Origin of the sequence: Nocardiopsis alba, from assembly GCF_000710955.1 — a bacterium.
Taxonomy (GTDB): Bacteria; Actinomycetota; Actinomycetes; order Streptosporangiales; family Streptosporangiaceae; genus Nocardiopsis; species Nocardiopsis alba.
Window position 1 is genome coordinate 22,854 of the sequence record NZ_BAZE01000009.1, and the last position, 18,369, is coordinate 41,222.

Sequence of the window (18,369 nt, forward strand, 5' to 3'; positions counted from 1 at the left end):
CAGCATGCAGCAGACCCGCCCGGACCTCGGCGCCGCCTCCTCCTACTCCTTTCCCAAGCCCGAGCGCGTCCGTGTCGGCAACGGCACGGTCGTCGCCGTGGACCTTCCCGGCCAGCAGCTGATCTCCCTCCGCCTCGTCCACCCCTTCGGTGGGGCCGTCGAGCCTCTGGACGCCATGGGCGTCACCGCTCTGACCAGTGAGGTCCTCGAAGACGGGCCGGACGGGAACAGCTCTCTGGCCCCCGCCCTGGAGCGTTACGGCGCCGAATGGGTCGCCCGCGCCAACTGGGACGGTTTCATCACCGGCCTGGACGCGCCGATCAACCGACTCGGCGACGCGGTGGGGCTGTTCTCCGACGCCGTGCGTCGCCCGGCGCTGAAGGCCGACGACATCGTCCGCCGTCGCGACCAGCTCTTGGAGCGTTTCTGGCTGGAGGCCGCCTCGGCGTCCACCCTGGCCATGCGCAGCCTCGGCGGGCAGCTGTTCACCGGCCGCTACGCCACCCCGCTGGCGGGCGGTCCCGTCAAGCTGGCCGACATCACCCCCGAGCGGGTGGCGGCCTTCCACGCCGACACGATCGCGGCCTACGCGGGCACCCTCGTGGTCGTCGGCGACCTCTCCGGGGTCGACCTGGAGGAGCTGGGCCGGGGCGTCTTCGGCGACACCGCGGCCGTGCCCGAGCGTCGGATCACCGAGCCCGCCCCGCCGCCCGGCGAGCTGCCCCGCGTGCTGGTCGTCGACCGGCCCGGTTCGGTGCAGTCGGCCCTGGTCATCGCGCACCGCGCCCCCTCTCGCTCGCAGGTGGAACTGCCGCGCGCCGAGGGGATCAGCGAGGTGCTGGGCGGGATGTTCACCTCTCGTCTCAACATGGAGCTGCGCGAGCGCCTCGGTTACACCTACGGTGCCGGAAGCCGTTTCGACCTGCGTCGCGACAGCGGTGTGTTCTTCATGAGCACCCAGGTGGAGGCGAGCACCACCGCGCACTCGGTGACCTCCTCCTTCGAACAGATCGCCAAGCTGCGCGCCTCGGGGGTCACCGAGGACGAGCTGGCCGCGGTCCGCGAGTCCAACATCGTGGGCCTGCCGGTGGCCTACTCCACGGCCCGGGCGGTCGCCGGGGCCCTGGTGGACATCGTGGTGCACGACCTGCCCGACGACAACGTCGACCGGGTCCGCGCCGGTTACGAGAAGCTCACCGCGCAGGACCTGAACTCCGCCGCCGTCGAGTACCTCCGCCCGGAGGAGGCGGTCGTGGTGGTGGTCGGCGACGCCGAGAGCCTGCGCGGGCCGCTGACCGAGACCGGGGTCGGTCCGGTCGAGGTGCGTTCTCCGGAGTCCCTCTGGAGCTGAGCGCACGGGCTTCGTGCACGCGCGGACGCGCGTGCACGAAGCCCGCGTCCGAGTCAAGGATCGGCAAGGGAGATCCTCGTCATGGCATGTGTCGCTCCTGCTCGGACATAACGAAAGCGAACCTATGTGACGACCATCGGCCAACCCTCGAGGTGGCCCCGGCGTCATGCTGGTATAACGAGTGATCCGTGCACCTACGTGGTGACAGCGACCGCAATGCTCCGCAGGAGGCCACCATGGCCGGTGAATGGACCCGTGGATAACCGTGTCCTCCCTAGACAACCCTCACACGCAGCGGCCCGAGACGTCGCTCGATTCGGCGCGTCCGGACGCGGCGGTGGCTGAGCCCGCCGGCCGGCTGCTGAAGGGGCGCTACCAGTTGACCTCGGAGATCGCCCGAGGCGGTGTGGGGACGGTCTGGCGCGCCACCGATCTGGTCATCAAGCGCGAGGTGGCGGTCAAAGAGCTACGTCTGCCGGCGGACCTGAGTCGCTCCGAGCGCGAGTCCCTGTTGCAGCGCACCACGCGCGAGGCCCGTGTCGCCGGCCGGCTGACCCACCCCGGACTGGTCACGGTCCTGGACGTGGTGGACGAGGACGAGCGGCCGTGGATCGTCATGGAGCTGGTGGAGGCCTCCACCCTGGAGGAGATCATCCAGGTGGGCGGCCCTCTGCCCTACCAGCGCGTGGCCGAGATCGGGCTCCAGTTGATCGACGCCCTTCGGGTGGCGCACGAGGAGGGCATCGTCCACCGCGACGTCAAGCCCGACAACGTGATGATCAACGCCGCCGGCCGGGTGGTCCTGACCGACTTCGGCCTGGCCGCCTGGAACGGCGAATCGGCGCTGAGCTCCTCCGGCAGGATCATCGGATCACCCGCCTACATCCCGCCGGAGCGGGCCAAGGCCGGCCCCGTGGGGCCCGAGTCCGACCTGTGGTCCCTGGGCGCCACCCTGTACGCCGCCGTCGAGGGCTACCCGCCCTACGACCGGAAGGGCTACATCAAGATCCTGCGCCAGGAGCCCTTGGACGAGCCGAAGGAGGCCGCCAACGCCGGCCCGCTCGCGCCGGTGCTGGCGGGGCTGCTCAAGGTCGAACCCGCCGAGCGGTTGACCGGTGAGAACGCGGCCAAGATGCTGCGGATCGCGGCGTTGGCCCCGTGGGCCCCGACGATGCCCACCAAAGAGGCCGTCGAAGCGGTCGTGGACGGTGCGGCCGAGGACTCCGACGAGGGGGATCGGTCCGCGGACCGCGAATCCGCGCGTGAGCACTTCCGCGCGGGGGCGCACGTGCTGGCCGAGTCCATCAGCGAGCGGCTGCGCAACAGCCCCGAGGCGATGAACACGATCATGACGTCGATCCGCGAGTCGACGGACACCCTCGGTCTGACCAGTTCGGGCAAGCACGCGGAGAAGAGTCGGCTGCCGATGGCGATCGCCGTCGGCGTGGGCGTACTGGCGTTGCTGGCCCTGGTCATGTGGGCCCTGCTGGCGCTGTGACCGCAGCCCACCTGGGGCGGGAACGGGAAAGGGACGACCCCGCGGCCGTGGGCACGCGAGCGGGTCGTCCCGATGAGAGTGGGGCCGGCGGGATTCGAACCCGCACTGTACAGCACCTAAAGCTGCCGTCTCCTGCCGTTGGACTACGGCCCCGACGGGGCCACTCTACCGGGGCCGGGACAGGACGGGGTAGCGGGGTGGCGGGTCGTCCGGTCCTGGGGTGACCGGACGACCGTGCCGAGGATCAGACGCCCAGTTCGCGCTTGATCCGGTCGACGTGACCGGTGGCCTTCACGTTGTAGAAGGCCTTCTGGATCCTGCCGTCGGTGCCGACGATGAAGGTCGAACGGATGACGCCCTGGACGGTGCGACCGTAGTTCTGCTTCTCACCGAACGCCCCGTAGGCGACCAGGGTCTCCTTGGAGGGGTCGCCGAGCAGGGTGAAGGTCAGGCTCTCCTTGTCCCGGAACTCGGCCAGCTTCGCGGGCTGGTCGGGGGAGACGCCCAGGACGGTGAAGCCCGCGTCCGCGAACTCGGTGAGGTTGTCCCGGAAGTCGCAGGCCTCGGTGGTGCAGCCCGGGGTCATGGCGGCCGGGTAGAAGTACAGGACGACGCTCTTGCCGGTCTCGGCCAGGACCTTGCTCAGGGTGACGGGGGTGCCGTCGGCGTCGTCGAGGGTGAAGTCGGGGGCCTGGTCGCCGGTCGCCAGGCGGATGCTCTCGCTCACGTGGTGCTTCCTGTCTTCTTCGGGCGGGGTGGAGAGTGTTCCACCCCACTTCCTTCACGCCTCACAGTACGAGATGGTGGGGGGAGGGATGCAGGTGGCCGCTTTCTCTGCGATGTCCTCGCCGGTGGGCGGCCTTCGGTTGCGATTCCGGTTCGGTTCGTCCGCTTCGGGGGATGACCAGCGGTTCGATCACCTATTGTTGACCGGACGCTCTCGGTTGGCCTCTTCCCGACCTCATGCCGTACCGTGCGTGGTCGCCGATGACCTGACGGCATGTCCGGCCGCCCGCCGGGCCGGAGCACATCCGTTTCGCTTGGAGAGTAGTTCGCGCCGATGGCTGGATTCACACTCGACGAGGTCCGGGCTCGTACTCTCAAGGAGCGCGATTCCTGGTGGACCGTCTACATGGTGGACCCGATCGCGGTCCGGCTGGTCCGCTCGATCGCCGGTCGCACGTCGATCACCCCGAACCAGTTGACGGTCGTCGCGCTCTTCCTCGGCCTGGGCGCCGCCGTGTGCTTCGCCTTCGGCTACTGGCAGCTCCTGATCCTGGGCGCGTTGCTGTACTACCTGTGCTTCCTCGTGGACTGCATGGACGGCAAGCTCGCCAGGCTGACCGGTTCGGAGACGCTCTTCGGGGCGTGGATGGACTACGTGTCGGATCGTTTCCGTGTCCTGGTGTGCGTGGTCGCCCTCATGGGCGGCCAGTACCGGGAGACCGGGCACGTGGCGTTCGTGTGGTTGGCGCTGGCCGTGGTCTTCCTGGACATGCTGCGCTACCTGAACGCGCTCCAGGTGTACAAGGTGCGCCGTGAGATGCGTTCCCACCTGGCCGCGGCGCTGGAGCGGGCCCGGGCGACCCTGTCGATGCTGGAGCCCGAGGGCGACGACACCGGCAGCGCGACCGGTCGGGGCGGCCGGACGATGAGCGACGGCGGCGAGCAGGCGGTGCTGCGTCACGGCATCGGTGTGCTGGAGCAGATACTGCGCAGCCAGAACGAGCGGGAGGCGCGCAATCAGCGCACCGCCGGCAAGCAGCCGGACCTGACCCTGCCCAAGGTCGACCTGCACCAGGAATTCCGGAACCGTTTCCCCTGGTATCAGCGGTTCTGGGCGGCGCTCAACGCCCGACGGATCCGTACCCACCTGGTGGGCGGCATCGAGTTCCAGATGGCGGTCTTCGTGGTAGCGCCCATCGCGGCGGCGCTGATCGCCCCCGAGGCGATCGGTTGGATCACCGCCTTCGTCGGTGTTTTGCTGCTCGCCTTCGAGATCGCCATCATCTATAAACTGTGGTTGTCCACGCGGGACTTCTTCCGTGTGGTCGATGGAATCGATGGCGCGTTGAGATTCTCCGGTCCGTCCGACGGCGCGGAAGAACACGGTCGGGACACCGACTCGGACACGGACACGGATTCCCAGACGACCGTGCGCTAGTGGAGAGAGGCACACTATGGCGGGAAGCGACACCGAACCGCGCCAGACCCCCGAGGAGCTTCAGGCCGAGATCGACCGCGAACAACGACGGTTGGCCGAGACCCTGGACGAGCTCAGCGAACAGGCCCGTCCGTCCAACATCGCCAAGCGCCAGATCGGCCGTGCCAAGGAGCGCGGGGCGCGGATCCTCGACGAGGCGCGGGCCCTGGTGGTCGGCGGCGGGGCGGTGCGTGTGGAGAGTCGCGTGGTGCGGCCCGAGGAGGGCAGCATCGTGCTCAAGGGCGATGACAAGGTGGTGACCACCTACCAGTCGCGTGGTCGGCTGCCCACCGAGGCGCTGATCCTGGCCGCCGGTGTGGGCACGATCGTCGCCGTGGGAGTGGTGGCCTGGGCGGTGCGCCGCAAGCGCGGCTGAGACCGCGGTACGACGACGTGAGGGGGCGGGGTCCACGTGGACCCCGCCCCCTCACGTCGTGCTCGGGCTCAGAGGAAGGTGCGGCCTTCTCCTCGGTAGGTGGGCACCGAGCCCTCGTAGGTGCCGGTGTCGGAGTCGATCAGGTGCAGGGTGTCGAAGCGTTCGCACAGTTCACCGGCCTTGGCGTGGCGCATCCACACCCGGTCTCCGACCCTCAGCCCGCGTGCGGCCTCGCCGAGCAGGGGGGTCTGGACCTCTCCGGCGCCCTCGTTGGCGCTGTAGGCGAGCCCCTCGGGGAGGTGGGGGCGTGGTGCCCGGTGGGCGTCGACGGGGCCGGAGGCGGGGTATCCGCCGCCCAGCACCGTGGCCACTCCCGGAGCGGGACGGCGGACCACGGGGAGGGCGAACAGTGCGGCCGGGCGGCCCTGGAACGAACGGTAGTGGTCGAACAGGTGGGGCTGGTACAGCCCGGAACCGGCGGCCACTTCGGTGACGGCCCGTTCGCGTCCGGTGGTGTGCAGGCTGCCGGTGCCTCCGCCGTTGACGAAGCGCAGGTCCGTGACGGCCCGCACGGCTCTGGTGATGGCCGCTCTGCGTCTGGCGAGTTCGAGGGCGGAGCGGCGCTGGATGGAGTGGAGGAGGCGCCCGTACAGAGGACGGCCGGGGGGCGCGTCGCCCACACCGGCGATCTGTCCCTCGTAGACCATGATCCCGTCCAGTTCCAGGTGGGGGCGGGCCTTGACCGCCCGGGCCAGGGCGGCGGCCTGCCGGGGGGTGCGGACGGGGGAGCGGTAGGCGCCCACGCGCAGAGAGGGGCCGAGCGGTTGCCAGCTGGCGTCGATGTCCAGGCACACGCGTACGGGTGGGGCGTCCGGACCCCGGTCGGCCCGGGAGACGGCGGTGTCGATCAGATCCAGGTGGGCGGTGTCGTCGACCATCAGGGTGATGATCCGCGCCGCCTCGGGGGAGCGGACGAGTTCGTCCAGGGCGGGGAGGTCGACGGTGGGGTAGGCGACGAGGATGTCGTCGTCGACCGGGCCGTCGGGGCTCGGAGCGGCGAGCCAGAGGGCTTCGGGGAGGGTGAAGGCCATGACCCCCGAGTAGCCGGGCAGCGCCAGGGTCCGGCGGAGCAGTTCCCGGCTGCGCACGGACTTGCTGGCGACCCGGATCGGGCGGCCGTGGGCGCGGCGGGTCAGGGCCGCGGCGTTGGCGCGGAAGGCGGCCAGGTCGACGATGGCGAAAGGCGCCTGGAGATCGCGGGTGGCGGCCTCGTACTTCTCACGCAGGCTTGTCATGCCACAGAGCATGCCAGAACATGAATGTCTTTCATATTGTCTGAAGCGCCCGAACCCTCCCGCCCTCGGGTGGGCGGGTGACGGGAGATACCCCCGGGAACGACCTCGCCGGGCCGATGACCTCGATATCCTGGATCGTCAGGCTGTTCGGCCGACGATCCCCGGGAGTGGTTCCTTCGATGAGTGAGCGCGAGTACGTACTGACCCTGTCCTGTCCCGACAGTCGGGGCATCGTGGCCGCGGTGGCCAACCTGATGTCCGACCACGGATGCAACATCACCGAGAGCCAGCAGTACGGGGACCACTACACCGGACGGTTCTTCCTGCGGATGCAGTTCGTGGCCGAGGCCGGAGAGCGCGGTCCCGCCGACGAGGACACCCTGCGCGCCGCCTTCGCCTCCCTCGCGGGTGACTTCGGGCGCGGTGAGAACGGTTCGTTCGTCGAGTGGAGTCTCCAGGCACGTGACGTGCGCCCGCGCATGATCGTGATGGTGTCCAAGTTCGGGCACTGCCTCAACGACCTCCTCTACCGGCAGCGCAGCGGGCTGCTCGACATCGACATCGCCGCCGTCGTCTCCAACCACCCCGATCTGGAGTTCCTCGCCGATTCCTACGGGGTGGACTTCCACCACCTCCCGATCACCCCGCGGAACAAGAAGGAGCAGGAGGAGCGCCTCCTGGAGCTGGTCGACGTCTACGATGTCGACCTGGTGGTTCTGGCCCGCTACATGCAGGTGCTCTCCGAGCAGTTGTGCGCCAAGATGTCCGGTCGGGTCATCAACATCCACCACTCCTTCCTGCCCAGCTTCAAGGGGGCCCGGCCCTACCACCAGGCGCACACGCGCGGGGTGAAGCTGATCGGCGCCACCGCCCACTACGTCACCGCCGACCTGGACGAGGGGCCGATCATCGAGCAGGAGGTCTCCCGGGTCGACCACACCCACAGCCCGGAGCAGCTCACCGCGATCGGTCGGGATCTGGAGTCGGTCGCCCTGGCCCGGGCCGTGAACTGGCACGCTCAGCGTCGCGTGCTCCTCAACGGGAGCAAGACGGTCATTTTCGACTGATATCCCCAATCCATTCTTTTTCTGGGTGAATTAATTTTCGGACGCCAGGGTTTCCCAAGGAGATCCTGGCGTTCTTCTTGCTCTCACCGGGGTTCCAGGGGGTGGGGTTGGGGCAGGGGTGGTGTATACATGACCCTTCTCACCTGCAAAGCATTGCTTTAAGTTTCTTGTTGGCTACATAGAGTGCTTGTATGGTGTGATGGGGTCGAAACGCCTCGCCTGCCCCACAGAGGGGGCGGCGAGAGTTTCGGCCTGAAAACCCAGAGCCAAACGGTTCAGACCAGGGGGCATCAATGGGTAAGCACTTCGACGACGCGGCCGGCAAGGGCAAGGAGGCCTTCGGCAAGGTCACCGGAGACCGGGGCACCGAGGCCGAGGGCAAGGCCGACCAGGCCAAGGCCGGCGCCAAGGACGCGGCCGACAAGGCCAAGGGCAAGGCCGAGGAGCTCAAGGACAAGGCCGAGAACGCCTTCGAGTCCGCGAGCGACAAGATCAAGGACGTCTTCAAGCGCGACTAGGCGACCCGAGAGGGTCCGCAAAGGTCGCGCAACACTGTGTAGGGGGAGCCAGTGTCGGACATGAAGACCGAAGCGTCGGTGCCGAGCGCGCGAGAGTCGGGCGGTAAACGCGACTCCTCGAGCGGGAACGGCCAGGGCACCACTCACATCGCCGACGGGGTGGTCGCCAAGATCGCCGGAATGGCGGCACGTGAGATCGGCGGAGTCCACGCGATGGGCGGTGGAGCGGCCCGCATGGTCGGAGCCGTCCGCGACGCCGTCAGCGGAGGCGGAGGCTCCGGTTCCGTGGCCCAGGGGGTCTCGGTCGAGGTCGGAGAACGCCAGACCGCCGTCGACATCGACCTGGTCGTCGAGTACGGGGCCGCCATCCAGGACCTCGCCGCGGCGGTGCGCCGCAACGTCACCACCGCGGTCGAGCGGATGACCGGCCTGGAGGTCACCGAGATCAACATCAAGGTGGACGACATCCACCTGCCGGAGGACGACAACGCCGACGACGGCGACTCCGAGCCCAGGGTCCGGTAGTCATGACCGGCGGCGACGAACGGGAAGAGCTCGCACGGACCGTGGCCGAGGCCGCGGTCCGCCTGCCCGAGGTGGTGGAACTGTCCTCGGGCTCCTTCGGAACCCTGAGCACGCCCGTGCGGGGCGGTCGGATTCGAGGGGTCGTGGTCCGGGACGACCACGTCGAGGTGGGGGTGGTCGTCGAATACGGGCGACCGCTACCGGAGATCGCCGCCGGGATCCGTCGAGAACTGGCCCCGTTGACCGGCGGCCGCGCCCTCCACGTATCGGTGGAGGACGTGGTCGCCGGGATCGACGAACGAACGAGCACGACCGGTCGAACACCGACCGGGAGGCAGGACGTTGGATGAGAGGGGAAGCCATGTGGCCCATCGTTGGACTGTCCTACGGGACCGTGCTGGGGCTCGCGGCGGCGTTCGGCGGTTTCGCCGCCTTCGCGTTGGTTCTGGTCCTGGGCCTGGTCGGGTTCGTCGCGGGCCGGGCGATGGAGGGTGAACTCGACCTCGCCGAGATGTTCACACGACGTTCGGCCTAGACAAGGAGCGTGATCGTGGTCGGGGTGCGCAGCGACACGGTCCCTCGGCAGCGGATGCCCGGGGTCCGAGAACGGCCCGACGGGAGGCACGTCCGCGGACGTGACCCCGGAGGGAACACGGACATCCCCGGGGCCGTGATCGGGAAGATCGCGGCACGGGCGGTCGGAGAGGTCCCTGGAGCGCGCTCGTCCCGCTCCAGGGCCGCCCGCACCCGCGTCAGCGGCGAGGTCGTCCTTCTCCGTCTGAGGATCGACGTGGACTATCCGCTCCCGGTCCGTCGGGTCGCCGGAGCGGTACGGGAACACGTCAAGAGCCGGGTCGAACGGATCACCGGCAAACAGGTCAACCACATCGACATAGAGATCTCGGAGTTGGTGCGCTGACATGACCACCGTGGAAGAGGTGCTCGGACGCCCGGTCCAAGAGGTCGACCGTCGAGCCAAACGGGTCGCCGTCCACACGTTCCGACCGCGCCGCTCCTGGCCCGCGGTGATCACCGGCCTCGTCATCCTGGCGGTGGCGGTGATCGCCGCGGCCGAGGTCATCGCGGCACTGGCGGGAAACCCTCTGCGGTTGATCCCGGTGGGGCCGGCCACCGACTACGCGACCACCACCACCTGGTCCGAGCCCTCCGTGCTGATCGCCTCGGCCGTCCTGGCGCTGATCGGGACGGCGCTGATCGTGGTCGCCCTCGTGCCCGGTCGAGGCCGTTGGACGGCGTTGCGGACCGACGACCCCGCGTTCGTCGTCGGCCTGACCCGCCCCGCACTGCGCAGGGCGGTCTCCGCGGCGGCCCAGGAGATCAGCGGGGTCGAGCACGCGCACGTGACGGTCCGCGGCAACAGGCTGCGCATCCACGTGCGCACCGGTATGCGCGACGCGCGAGGGCTTCCCACCCAGGTGACCAGGTCGGTGGAGCACAGGCTCGCGGAACTGGCCCCCCTGCGCAGCATGCGCATCACCACACACGTCCGATACGCGGAGGGGTGACGATGGCGCGGGACAGGAATCGCCGATCGGCACGGGGCAACCGCCTCGGGCTGGTGATCGTCGGAGTGGTGTTGTTCGCGGCCGGGGGCGTCGCCCTGGCCGCCGGTCTGGGGCTCTTCGGGGTCGGAATCTCGCGTACCCCGATCCTCGGCGGCGCGGTCGACGCGGTGCTCGCTCAACGGTGGGCGCCCTACGTGGTGGTCGCGGTGGCGCTCGTCGCCGGCTTCCTCGCCCTGCGATGGCTGATGGTGCAGGGCATGAACGACACGGTGGGCCGGCTCTACCTGGAACAGACCGACGACGGCAACGTCGAGATGTCCGAGTCCGTCGCGCGCGGTGCCCTGGAGCAGGAGGTCGCCTCCTACCCGGGGGTGCGCCGGGCCCGGGCCCGGTTGACCGAGTCGGGGGACGACCCCCACCTGAGGCTGTCGTTGACCCTGGACGAGGACGCCGACGTCGCCGGGATATGGCAGCGGGTCAGGGAGGAGGCGCTCGCCAACCTCCAGACCTCGCTGGATCTGGAGCGGGTGCCCGCGGTCGTGCGGATGTCGATGACGGCGCCCGCCAAGAACCCCCGCCGCAGTCTCGCCTGAGGCGGTACACGACCACGAGGGCCGGCGCACCCGATGGTGCGCCGGCCCCGTCGTTCGTCCTCGGGCCACAGCCGGCCGGCCCAGGAGCCGGCCCGGGACGATACCGCCCGGAAAGGGGCGGGTCCGGCGGCGAGCGGAGCTCGAGCCACCGGACCCGGGGCGACGGCCGACGCGGGCGAGCGGGTGGAGGCTCGAGCCCGGCCATCGGTCGTGCCTCCTCTACAACCGGAAGCCGAATCAGAACATTCCGCCCCGCCGATCAGCACTCGATGACGTTGACGGCGAGGCCGCCGCGGCTGGTCTCCTTGTACTTGTCGTGCATATCGCGCCCGGTGTCGCGCATGGTCTTGATGACCTTGTCCAGGCTCACGAAGTGGCTGCCGTCCCCGCGCAGCGCGATGCGGGTGGCGCTGATCGCCTTCACCGAGGCCAGCGCGTTGCGCTCGATGCACGGCACCTGGACCAGACCGCCGATCGGGTCACAGGTCAGACCCAGGTTGTGCTCCATGGCGATCTCGGCCGCGTTCTCCACCTGGGCGGGGGTGCCGCCCAACACCTCGGCCAGTCCCGCCGCCGCCATCGAGGAGGCCGAGCCGACCTCGCCCTGACAGCCCACCTCGGCCCCGGAGATGGACGCGTTCTGCTTGAACAGGATGCCGATGGCCGCGGCGGTCAGCATGAACCGCACGACGCCCTCGTCACCCGCGCCCGGGCTGAAGTGCAGGTAGTAGTGGAGCACCGCGGGGACGATACCCGCGGCGCCGTTGGTCGGCGCGGTCACCACACGGCCGCCCGCGGCGTTCTCCTCGTTGACCGCCAGCGCGTACAGGGTGATCCAGTCACTGCCGTGCATGGGGTCCGGATCCACCCGGGTCGGTGCCGACAGCCCCCGCTCGTCGCAGTTGCCGCCCAACTGGCGGTACAGCCGGTGCGCCCGTCGCGGTACCCGCAGGCCACCGGGCAGGGTGCCCTCGGTCATGACCCCGCGGCGTACGCACAGACGCATCACCGACCAGATCTCCAGCAGTTCCGCCCGGACCTGTTCCGGGGTGCGGCCGAAGGCGCCCTCGTTGGCGAGCATCAGGGCGCTGATCGACATTCCGGTGCGCTCGCACAGGCCCAACAGCTCCTCCGCGGAGGAGAAGGGGTAGGGCAGTACCGTGTCGTCGGGCTTGATCCGGTCGGCGCCCGCGGCCCGCTCGTCCACGACGAAGCCGCCGCCCACCGAGTAGTACACCTTCGCGGCCACCTCGACCCCCGAGGCGTCCAGGGCCACGAAGCGCATCCCGTTGGGGTGGTCGGGCAGGCTCTCCTTGCGGCGGAAGTCCACGTCGACGGTCGGGTCGAAGGAGACCGAGGGGCCGTCGGGGCCGCCCAGCCGCAGGGTCCGCGACGAACGGACCTCCTCCACCAGCGAGGGTACGGAGTCCACGTCCACGCCTTCGGGGGTGTGCCCGGACAGGCCCAGGATCACCGCGGTGTCGCTGCCGTGCCCCTTACCGGTCAGGGCCAGGGATCCGTACAGCTCGGCGCGCACGTGCGTCACTCGTGATGACAGGTCTCGGTCGATCAGGCCGGAGGCGAAGGTCCGGGCCGCCTTCATCGGGCCGACGGTGTGCGAACTGGACGGTCCGATACCGATCTTGAACAGGTCGAAGGTGCTGATGGCCATGAGACCGTCCTCCTCATCGAGCACAGGGGTCGGGCCGTGGGGGATATGGGCGCCGTGCGGGCCCGCGTGGACCCGCACGGCGTGGGTACCGCTACAGGTTGGGATAGAGCGGGCGCTTGGCGGTCAGCGCGTCGACACGTCCGCGCAGGGCGGCGATGTCGGGCTCGGGCTTGAGCGTTTCGGCGATGATGTCGGCGACCTCGGTGAAGTCGTCCTCGTCGAAGCCGCGGGTGGCCAGCGCCGGGGTGCCGATCCGCAGACCCGAGGTGACCATCGGCGGCCTCGGGTCGTTGGGGACCGCGTTGCGGTTGACCGTGATGCCCACCGAGTCGAGCAGGTCCTCGGCCTCCTGGCCGTTGATCGGCGAGTTCACCAGGTCCACCAGGACCAGGTGCACGTCGGTGCCGCCGGACAGGACCTTGACGCCCGCCTCGGTCGTGTCCGGGCGGGTGAGCCGTTCGGCGAGGATCCGCGCCCCGGCGAGGGTGCGGCGCTGACGCTCGGCGAACTCCTCGCTCGCCGCGACCTTGAACGAGACCGCCTTGGCCGCGATCACGTGCTCCAGCGGGCCGCCCTGCATGCCGGGGAAGACCGCGGAGTTGATCTTCTTGCCCAGCTCGGCCTTGGACAGGATCATCCCGCCGCGCGGACCGCCCAGGGTCTTGTGCGTGGTGGTGGTGACCACGTCGGCGAACGGCACCGGGTTGGGGTGCAGTCCGGCCGCGACCAGACCGGCGAAGTGCGCCATGTCGACCATCAGCAGGGCGCCGACCTCGTCGGCGATCTGCCGGAAGCGCTCGAAGTCGAGCTGACGCGGGTAGGCCGACCAGCCCGCCACGATCATCTTGGGGCGGTGCTCCTTGGCGAGGGCGGCGACCTCGTCGTAGTCGACGGTGCCGTCGTCCTCGCGCACGTGGTAGGCCACGGCGTCGAGGATCTTGCCGGAGTAGTTGATCCGCATGCCGTGGGTCAGGTGACCGCCGTGGGCCAGGTCCAGGCCCAGGATGGTGTCGCCCGGCTTGAGCAGGGCGAAGTACACCGCGGTGTTGGCCTGGGCGCCCGAGTGCGGCTGCACGTTGACGTGCTCGGCGCCGAAGAGCTCCTTGGCCCGGTCGATCGCGAGCTGTTCGACGACGTCGACGTGCTCGCAACCGCCGTAGTAGCGGCGGCCGGGGTAGCCCTCGGCGTACTTGTTGGTCAGGACGGTGCCCTGGGCCTCCAGAACCGCCTGGGGGGCGAAGTTCTCGGAGGCGATCATCTCCAGGGTGTCGCGCTGGCGCGCCAGTTCGGCGTCGACCGCGGCCGCCACCTCGGGGTCCAGCTCGCTCAGGGTCCGGTTGAGAAGGTTGTCGCCGGTCATATCAGTTCTCGCCTTCGGTCAGCTTGGTGTACTCCTCGGCGGAGAGCAGGTCCGCGGGCTCCTCGGAGAAGCGCACCTTGAACAGCCAGCCGCCCTCGAAGGGCGCGGAGTTGATGGTCTCGGGGGAGTCCTCGAGCGTCTCGTTGACCTCGACGACCTCGCCGCTGACGGGGGAGTAGATGTCGCTGACGGACTTGGTGGACTCCACCTCTCCCGCGGTCTCTCCCGCGGTGACCTCGTCGCCGACCGAGGGGGTCTCGACGAAGACGATGTCGCCCAGCGATTCGGCGGCGAACGCGGTGATCCCGACGGTGGCGATCCCGTCCTCTACCGCGACCCACTCGTGTTTGGCGGTGTAACCCAGCTCCGTGGGAACGCTCACTTCAACTCTCCTTGGAGGTGTTCCATTTGTCTGCCGTGCGCCCGTACGGCGACCCGGCCCGGCCTATGTCCGGCCACGCCCCGTCCGTGCCGCCCCCCTGGGGGAACGGCACCGAGGCGTGTACCGGTCGTCGAGGATCCTCGTGGGACCCCCTCCTACGACCGCCGCTTGTAGAACGGCAGCTCGACCACGTCGACCTCTTCTCCCCGGCCACGCACGTCCACGGTGAACGTGCCGGTCGTGGTGTCGAGGTCGCCGTCCACGTAGGCCATGGCGATGGGGCGGCCCAGGGTGGGGGAGGGGGCGCCGCTGGTGATGGTTCCGACGACGGAGCCGTCGCGCAGCACGTCCTGGCCCTTGCGCAGGGGCCGGCGGCCGCGGGCGACGAACCCGACCAGGCGCTTGTCACGCGCGGTGCGGGAGGCCTCTTCCAGGGCGGCGCGGCCGACGAAGTCACCGGACTTGTCGAGCCTGACCACGCGGCCCAGGCCGGCGTCGAAGGGGGTGAGGTCGGAGGTGAGCTCCTGGCCGTAGAGCGGCATGCCCGCCTCCATGCGCAGGGTGTCGCGCGCGGAGAGCCCGGCGGGGACCAGACCGAGGTCGGCGCCGCCGGAGATGAGGGCGGACCAGATCTCGGGGGCGCGGTCGGCGGGCTTGACGAAGATCTCGAAGCCGTCCTCACCGGTGTAACCGGTCCGGGCGAGCAGGACGGGGACACCGGCGACGGTGTGCTCGTAACCGGCGAAGTAGCGGATCTCGTCGAGGTCGGCGTCGGTGAGCGGGGCGAGGATCTCCACGGCGCGCGGGCCCTGGATGGCGATGAGCGAGTATTCGGGGGACTCGTCGACGACCTCGACGTCGAAGCCGGCGGCGCGTTCGGTCAGGGCGGAGGCGACGACGGAGACGTTGGCCGCGTTGGCCACGACCAGGTACTCCCGCTCACCGAGACGGTAGACGATGAGGTCGTCCAGGACACCGCCGTCCTCGGCGGTGATCATGGTGTAGCGCGCCCGGCCCACCTTCAGTTTCGACAGGTAGCCGGCCAGGGCGTGGTCGAGGGCCTGGTCGGCCTGGGGGCCGGTCAGCCGGATCTCGCCCATGTGGGAGAGGTCGAAGAGCCCGGCGGCCTCGCGGACCGCCTTGTGCTCGGCGGTCTCGCTGCCGTAGCGGAGCGGCATGAGCCACCCGGCGAAGTCGACGAGCGTGGCCCCGGCCTCTTCGTGGATCTTGTGCAGTGCGGTGAGACGCGGCGAGGAGGTGGGCTCTGACATGGGCACTCCCGAGAGGATGGGCGGTGTCGGTTGAGGCGTTGCCATCCTCCCCCTCTGTCATCGGTGCCTGAGAGCTTCGCCCCGCGCTCGGCGTGGCTTGCACCTTCGGCGAGGGACGTGCGTCCCTGCTTTCCAGAGTGGTCTCGCCCGTACGGTCCGCTGTGCCTGAGAGGTTGTCTGTGGGGAGGGATTGCTCCTTCGGCGGCCCACGCTGGATACGCGGACACTCTCCCGTACGGGGTCAGCAACAGGTTCAGCCTAGCAGCGGCGGGATGGGGCTCCCAAGACCGCCCGACGGGTTGTGGACGACGGTCGTCGCGCGGCCGCGAAGGGCGTGGGACCAGGGGTTCCGTGCCCGGCTCCGTCGTTCGGGCCCGTGAGGTCGTGGGGCGAGGGGAGCCGGGGCCCTCGTCGTGGGAGGGGCACGGCGCGAGGGATGGGTCACGTACGGGGTGGTGAGGGTGGGAGGGGTGGGGCGGGTCCGGGGACGGATTCGCGCTCGACGGTCGGCGTTCGTCGTCGATGACGGGTGACCGGACGGGGCGACGCGCGTGCGGAGCGTGTCGTTTCGGGGTGGTGATCGGTGGTCCGTGGGCTAGTTTGGAGGACGGACGTCCCCTCGATCACCGCCTGGAGGAGCCGAGTGCGTACCGACACCGAATCCGCCCCCAGAAGGTCCCGGAGGACCCGTGGATACGCCCTGACCGCGGGGTGCGCGCTCACCCTCTTCACGGGCGTCGCCTGCGGTGGGACCGAGGAGGAGGGCGAGCCGGACCGTTCGGCCGTGGGCGAGCCCGTCGAGCTGGGCGACGTGGAGGCCGTGGAGCGCGGCGACCTGGAGTCCCTGTTCGAGGACGCCGGGGTGGACGGGACGTTCGTGCTCTACGACGCCAACGGCCGATCGGCGGTGCTGGTGGGGGCGGACGGCGCCCACGAGCGCGCCGTGCCCGGGGCCACCTTCGAACTCCCGAACACGCTCATCGCCCTCCAGACCGGAGCGGTCTCCGACGTCGACGAGACGATCTCCCCGGATCGGGGAGAGGGGCGGAGCCTGCGCGCGGACCTGTCCGCCTCCGGGACGTCGGTGCACCACGAGGTCGCCGAGCGGATCGGACACGAGCGCATGTCCACCTGGGTGGACCGGTTCGACTACGGCAACCGCGGTGTCGGGGACGAGGACGACCTGGGCCGTTTCTGGGCCGAGGGTCCGTTGGAGATCTCCGCGCTGGAGCAGGCCACCTTCCTGGCCGGGCTGGCGAGGGCCGAGCTTCCCGTGGACGTGGAGCACCAGGAGGCCCTTCGCGAGCTGGTGGCGTTGGAGGAGGGGAGCGACTACCGGCTCTTCGGCCCCACCGGCCACGGTGAGGACGACGAGGCCCACGGCTGGTGGGTCGGCTGGGTCGAGCGCTCCGACGAACTGCACACGTTCGCGCTGCGCCTGGACGAGGGCTCGGAGGGCGACGCCGAGCTGCGCGAGTCGCTGGGCCGGGGGTTCCTGGTGGAACTGGACGTGCTTCCCGGAGAGGCCGCGGAGGCCTGACGGTCACCGGAGCTGGATCGGGACGGAACGGGAGAAGCGCTGGGCGGCGTCGGTCACCCCGCCCATGAACTTGAAGGTCCGCAGGGTCATCCTGCGGTCGGCGATGCGCAGCCCGGGGAGTTCCTCCAGCAGGCGTCGTTCCACCCGGGTCAGGTCGGGGGCGTCACGGAGCCAGAGGATGAACAGGGTGTTCTCCGGCCCGGCGATGTTGGTGCACAGCCGAACCTCGGGGATGCGTTCGCCCAGATCGGGTGTGGAGTCCAGGGTCTCGGGGTCGACGTTGCCCCAGAGGGTGGCGGCGCTGGGCCAGCCCATGTGCACCCGGGAGATGTCGCAGCGCAGCCCGAGCAGACCGTCGCGCAGGAGCCGGTTGAGGCGTCGCGCGGCCGTGGTGGGCGCGATGTCCAGACGCTCGGCGATGGTCTGATAGCCCAGCCTCGCGTCCTCGCACAACAGGTCGACGATCCGCTGGTCGAGTTCGGTGACCTGCTCGTTGCCGACCGGGTCCCTGGGCGCCGGGGAGAGGGCGTGCAGGCGCCTGCGCTGGTCGGGGGAGAGCGCCCGCACCTGCCACAGGTAGGCCTCCCGCGGCACCTCCGTGACCACGTGGACCCGGTAGGACACCACGTCGGGGATGCCGCCCACCCCGTTGAGCAGGTAGTCGGCCAGGCCCGCCCCGGGCACCACGGTGAGCATGAGCTGGTGGGAGCCGGCCACGAACTGGATGCTGAGGGTGTCCCGGTCCTCGGCCAGTACGGCGGCGACCCGCTCCACCGTTCCGTTGCGGCAGCTCAGCTCGACATAGCTGAGATTGCGGCGGGCCATCACGCGTCGGCGCGGGAACGCCGCGATACGGGCCAGACCCTCGTCCTCCAAGCGCTTCCAACGTCGGGAGAGCGTGGTGGGGTCCACGCCCAGGATCGGCCCCAGTTCGGCCCAGGTGGCCCTCGGCGCGAGTTGGAGGGCGTTGATCAGCGTCAGATCGAACTCGTTCGGAACGGTGGGTTCCGGCATCGTTCACCTTCTCGAAACTCGTTTCCTGCGTTTTCGCGGGGTTAACCACATCACAGCTTAGGTTTTCGCAAGATCGGAACGCAGCCGTGAGCTGCGTGTTCTCGATGGACGACGAGCTCGTGCGTGTCCCGCCCTTCCGTACACGGAGCCGCGGGCACCGGTGGGCGGTGAGGGAGAG

General features: G+C 69.8%; 20 protein-coding genes, 1 tRNA gene and 1 riboswitch. Of the genes, 13 read left to right on the top strand and 8 right to left on the bottom strand.

Translation table 11 applies throughout. The features are described 5' to 3' along the window. Nucleotides 1-4: 4 nt before the first annotated feature. Together TR33_RS16865 and TR33_RS16870 are read left to right on the top strand one after the other, a co-directional pair. A complete protein-coding gene (locus tag TR33_RS16865) occupies nucleotides 5-1,351 on the top strand; it encodes a M16 family metallopeptidase (RefSeq protein ID WP_014909183.1) in 1,347 nt (448 codons plus the stop codon). 337 nt (nucleotides 1,352-1,688) lie between these two features. Then, nucleotides 1,689-2,849 carry a serine/threonine-protein kinase gene (locus TR33_RS16870; protein ID WP_014910467.1) on the top strand — a complete coding sequence of 387 codons (1,161 nt, stop codon included), beginning with the start codon at nucleotides 1,689-1,691 and terminating at the stop codon, nucleotides 2,847-2,849. 79 nt (nucleotides 2,850-2,928) lie between these two features. On the opposite strand, the gene TR33_RS16875 is transcribed toward TR33_RS16870, so the two are convergent. Beyond that, nucleotides 2,929-3,002 (bottom strand) — tRNA-Leu (locus tag TR33_RS16875). 91 nt (nucleotides 3,003-3,093) lie between these two features. Further along, nucleotides 3,094-3,576 (bottom strand): thioredoxin-dependent thiol peroxidase, encoded by a 483-nt coding sequence (bcp, locus tag TR33_RS16880; protein WP_014911630.1) that lies wholly within the window; start codon nucleotides 3,574-3,576, stop codon nucleotides 3,094-3,096. Between the two features lie 333 nt (nucleotides 3,577-3,909). On the opposite strand from bcp, the gene TR33_RS16885 reads away from it, so the two are divergent. Both TR33_RS16885 and TR33_RS16890 read left to right on the top strand, forming a co-directional pair. After that, nucleotides 3,910-5,013 (top strand): CDP-alcohol phosphatidyltransferase family protein, encoded by a 1,104-nt coding sequence (locus TR33_RS16885; RefSeq protein ID WP_014912224.1) that lies wholly within the window; start codon nucleotides 3,910-3,912, stop codon nucleotides 5,011-5,013. Between the two features lie 16 nt (nucleotides 5,014-5,029). Further along, nucleotides 5,030-5,428: a DUF3618 domain-containing protein gene (locus TR33_RS16890; protein ID WP_014913382.1), complete on the top strand. Its 399-nt coding sequence runs from the start codon at nucleotides 5,030-5,032 to the stop codon at nucleotides 5,426-5,428. A 68-nt stretch (nucleotides 5,429-5,496) separates the two neighbouring features. On the opposite strand, the gene TR33_RS16895 is transcribed toward TR33_RS16890, so the two are convergent. Then, nucleotides 5,497-6,723 (bottom strand): alanine racemase, encoded by a 1,227-nt coding sequence (locus TR33_RS16895; protein WP_042284071.1) that lies wholly within the window; start codon nucleotides 6,721-6,723, stop codon nucleotides 5,497-5,499. Nucleotides 6,724-6,902: 179 nt separating this feature from the next. On the opposite strand from TR33_RS16895, the gene purU reads away from it, so the two are divergent. From purU to amaP, 8 genes are all read left to right on the top strand, one after another. Then, nucleotides 6,903-7,790, top strand: a complete 888-nt coding sequence (gene purU / locus TR33_RS16900; RefSeq protein ID WP_014908219.1) for a formyltetrahydrofolate deformylase — start codon at nucleotides 6,903-6,905, stop codon at nucleotides 7,788-7,790. 293 nt (nucleotides 7,791-8,083) lie between these two features. Continuing rightward, nucleotides 8,084-8,308: a CsbD family protein gene (locus tag TR33_RS16905; protein WP_014910551.1), complete on the top strand. Its 225-nt coding sequence runs from the start codon at nucleotides 8,084-8,086 to the stop codon at nucleotides 8,306-8,308. 60 nt (nucleotides 8,309-8,368) lie between these two features. Continuing rightward, the gene (locus TR33_RS16910; protein ID WP_014911106.1) at nucleotides 8,369-8,833 is read left to right on the top strand and encodes an Asp23/Gls24 family envelope stress response protein; all 465 of its coding nucleotides are present in this window, start codon (nucleotides 8,369-8,371) and stop codon (nucleotides 8,831-8,833) included. A gap of 2 nt (nucleotides 8,834-8,835) precedes the next feature. Next, nucleotides 8,836-9,183 carry a hypothetical protein gene (locus TR33_RS16915; RefSeq protein ID WP_014911320.1) on the top strand — a complete coding sequence of 116 codons (348 nt, stop codon included), beginning with the start codon at nucleotides 8,836-8,838 and terminating at the stop codon, nucleotides 9,181-9,183. Between the two features lie 11 nt (nucleotides 9,184-9,194). Further along, entirely contained in the window at nucleotides 9,195-9,368 is a 174-nt protein-coding gene (locus TR33_RS26935) for a hypothetical protein (RefSeq protein ID WP_014913456.1), read from the top strand. 9 nt (nucleotides 9,369-9,377) lie between these two features. Beyond that, on the top strand, nucleotides 9,378-9,752 hold the full coding sequence (locus TR33_RS16920) for an Asp23/Gls24 family envelope stress response protein (protein ID WP_014912517.1): 375 nt from the start codon (nucleotides 9,378-9,380) through the stop codon (nucleotides 9,750-9,752). A gap of 1 nt (nucleotide 9,753) precedes the next feature. Next, the gene (locus TR33_RS16925; protein ID WP_042284074.1) at nucleotides 9,754-10,359 is read left to right on the top strand and encodes a DUF6286 domain-containing protein; all 606 of its coding nucleotides are present in this window, start codon (nucleotides 9,754-9,756) and stop codon (nucleotides 10,357-10,359) included. A gap of 2 nt (nucleotides 10,360-10,361) precedes the next feature. Next, entirely contained in the window at nucleotides 10,362-10,952 is a 591-nt protein-coding gene (gene amaP / locus TR33_RS16930; protein WP_017536346.1) for an alkaline shock response membrane anchor protein AmaP, read from the top strand. A 259-nt stretch (nucleotides 10,953-11,211) separates the two neighbouring features. On the opposite strand, the gene TR33_RS16935 is transcribed toward amaP, so the two are convergent. From TR33_RS16935 to gcvT, 4 genes are all read right to left on the bottom strand, one after another. Further along, entirely contained in the window at nucleotides 11,212-12,624 is a 1,413-nt protein-coding gene (locus tag TR33_RS16935) for an L-serine ammonia-lyase (protein WP_042284076.1), read from the bottom strand. Between the two features lie 91 nt (nucleotides 12,625-12,715). Next, complete coding sequence (locus TR33_RS16940) at nucleotides 12,716-13,984, bottom strand: serine hydroxymethyltransferase (protein WP_014910632.1); 1,269 nt, start codon at nucleotides 13,982-13,984, stop codon at nucleotides 12,716-12,718. 1 nt (nucleotide 13,985) lies between these two features. Then, nucleotides 13,986-14,366, bottom strand: coding sequence for a glycine cleavage system protein GcvH (gcvH, locus tag TR33_RS16945; protein WP_017536344.1), 381 nt, complete (start codon nucleotides 14,364-14,366; stop codon nucleotides 13,986-13,988). A 155-nt stretch (nucleotides 14,367-14,521) separates the two neighbouring features. Then, nucleotides 14,522-15,637 carry a glycine cleavage system aminomethyltransferase GcvT gene (gene gcvT, locus TR33_RS16950; protein ID WP_014909541.1) on the bottom strand — a complete coding sequence of 372 codons (1,116 nt, stop codon included), beginning with the start codon at nucleotides 15,635-15,637 and terminating at the stop codon, nucleotides 14,522-14,524. A gap of 142 nt (nucleotides 15,638-15,779) precedes the next feature. After that, nucleotides 15,780-15,881: riboswitch (glycine riboswitch) on the bottom strand. 399 nt (nucleotides 15,882-16,280) lie between these two features. On the opposite strand from gcvT, the gene TR33_RS16955 reads away from it, so the two are divergent. Beyond that, nucleotides 16,281-17,177: a penicillin-binding transpeptidase domain-containing protein gene (locus TR33_RS16955; RefSeq protein WP_042284078.1), complete on the top strand. Its 897-nt coding sequence runs from the start codon at nucleotides 16,281-16,283 to the stop codon at nucleotides 17,175-17,177. Nucleotides 17,178-17,180: 3 nt separating this feature from the next. On the opposite strand, the gene TR33_RS16960 is transcribed toward TR33_RS16955, so the two are convergent. Next, on the bottom strand, nucleotides 17,181-18,191 hold the full coding sequence (locus TR33_RS16960; RefSeq protein WP_014911818.1) for an Lrp/AsnC family transcriptional regulator: 1,011 nt from the start codon (nucleotides 18,189-18,191) through the stop codon (nucleotides 17,181-17,183). Nucleotides 18,192-18,369: the final 178 nt, after the last annotated feature.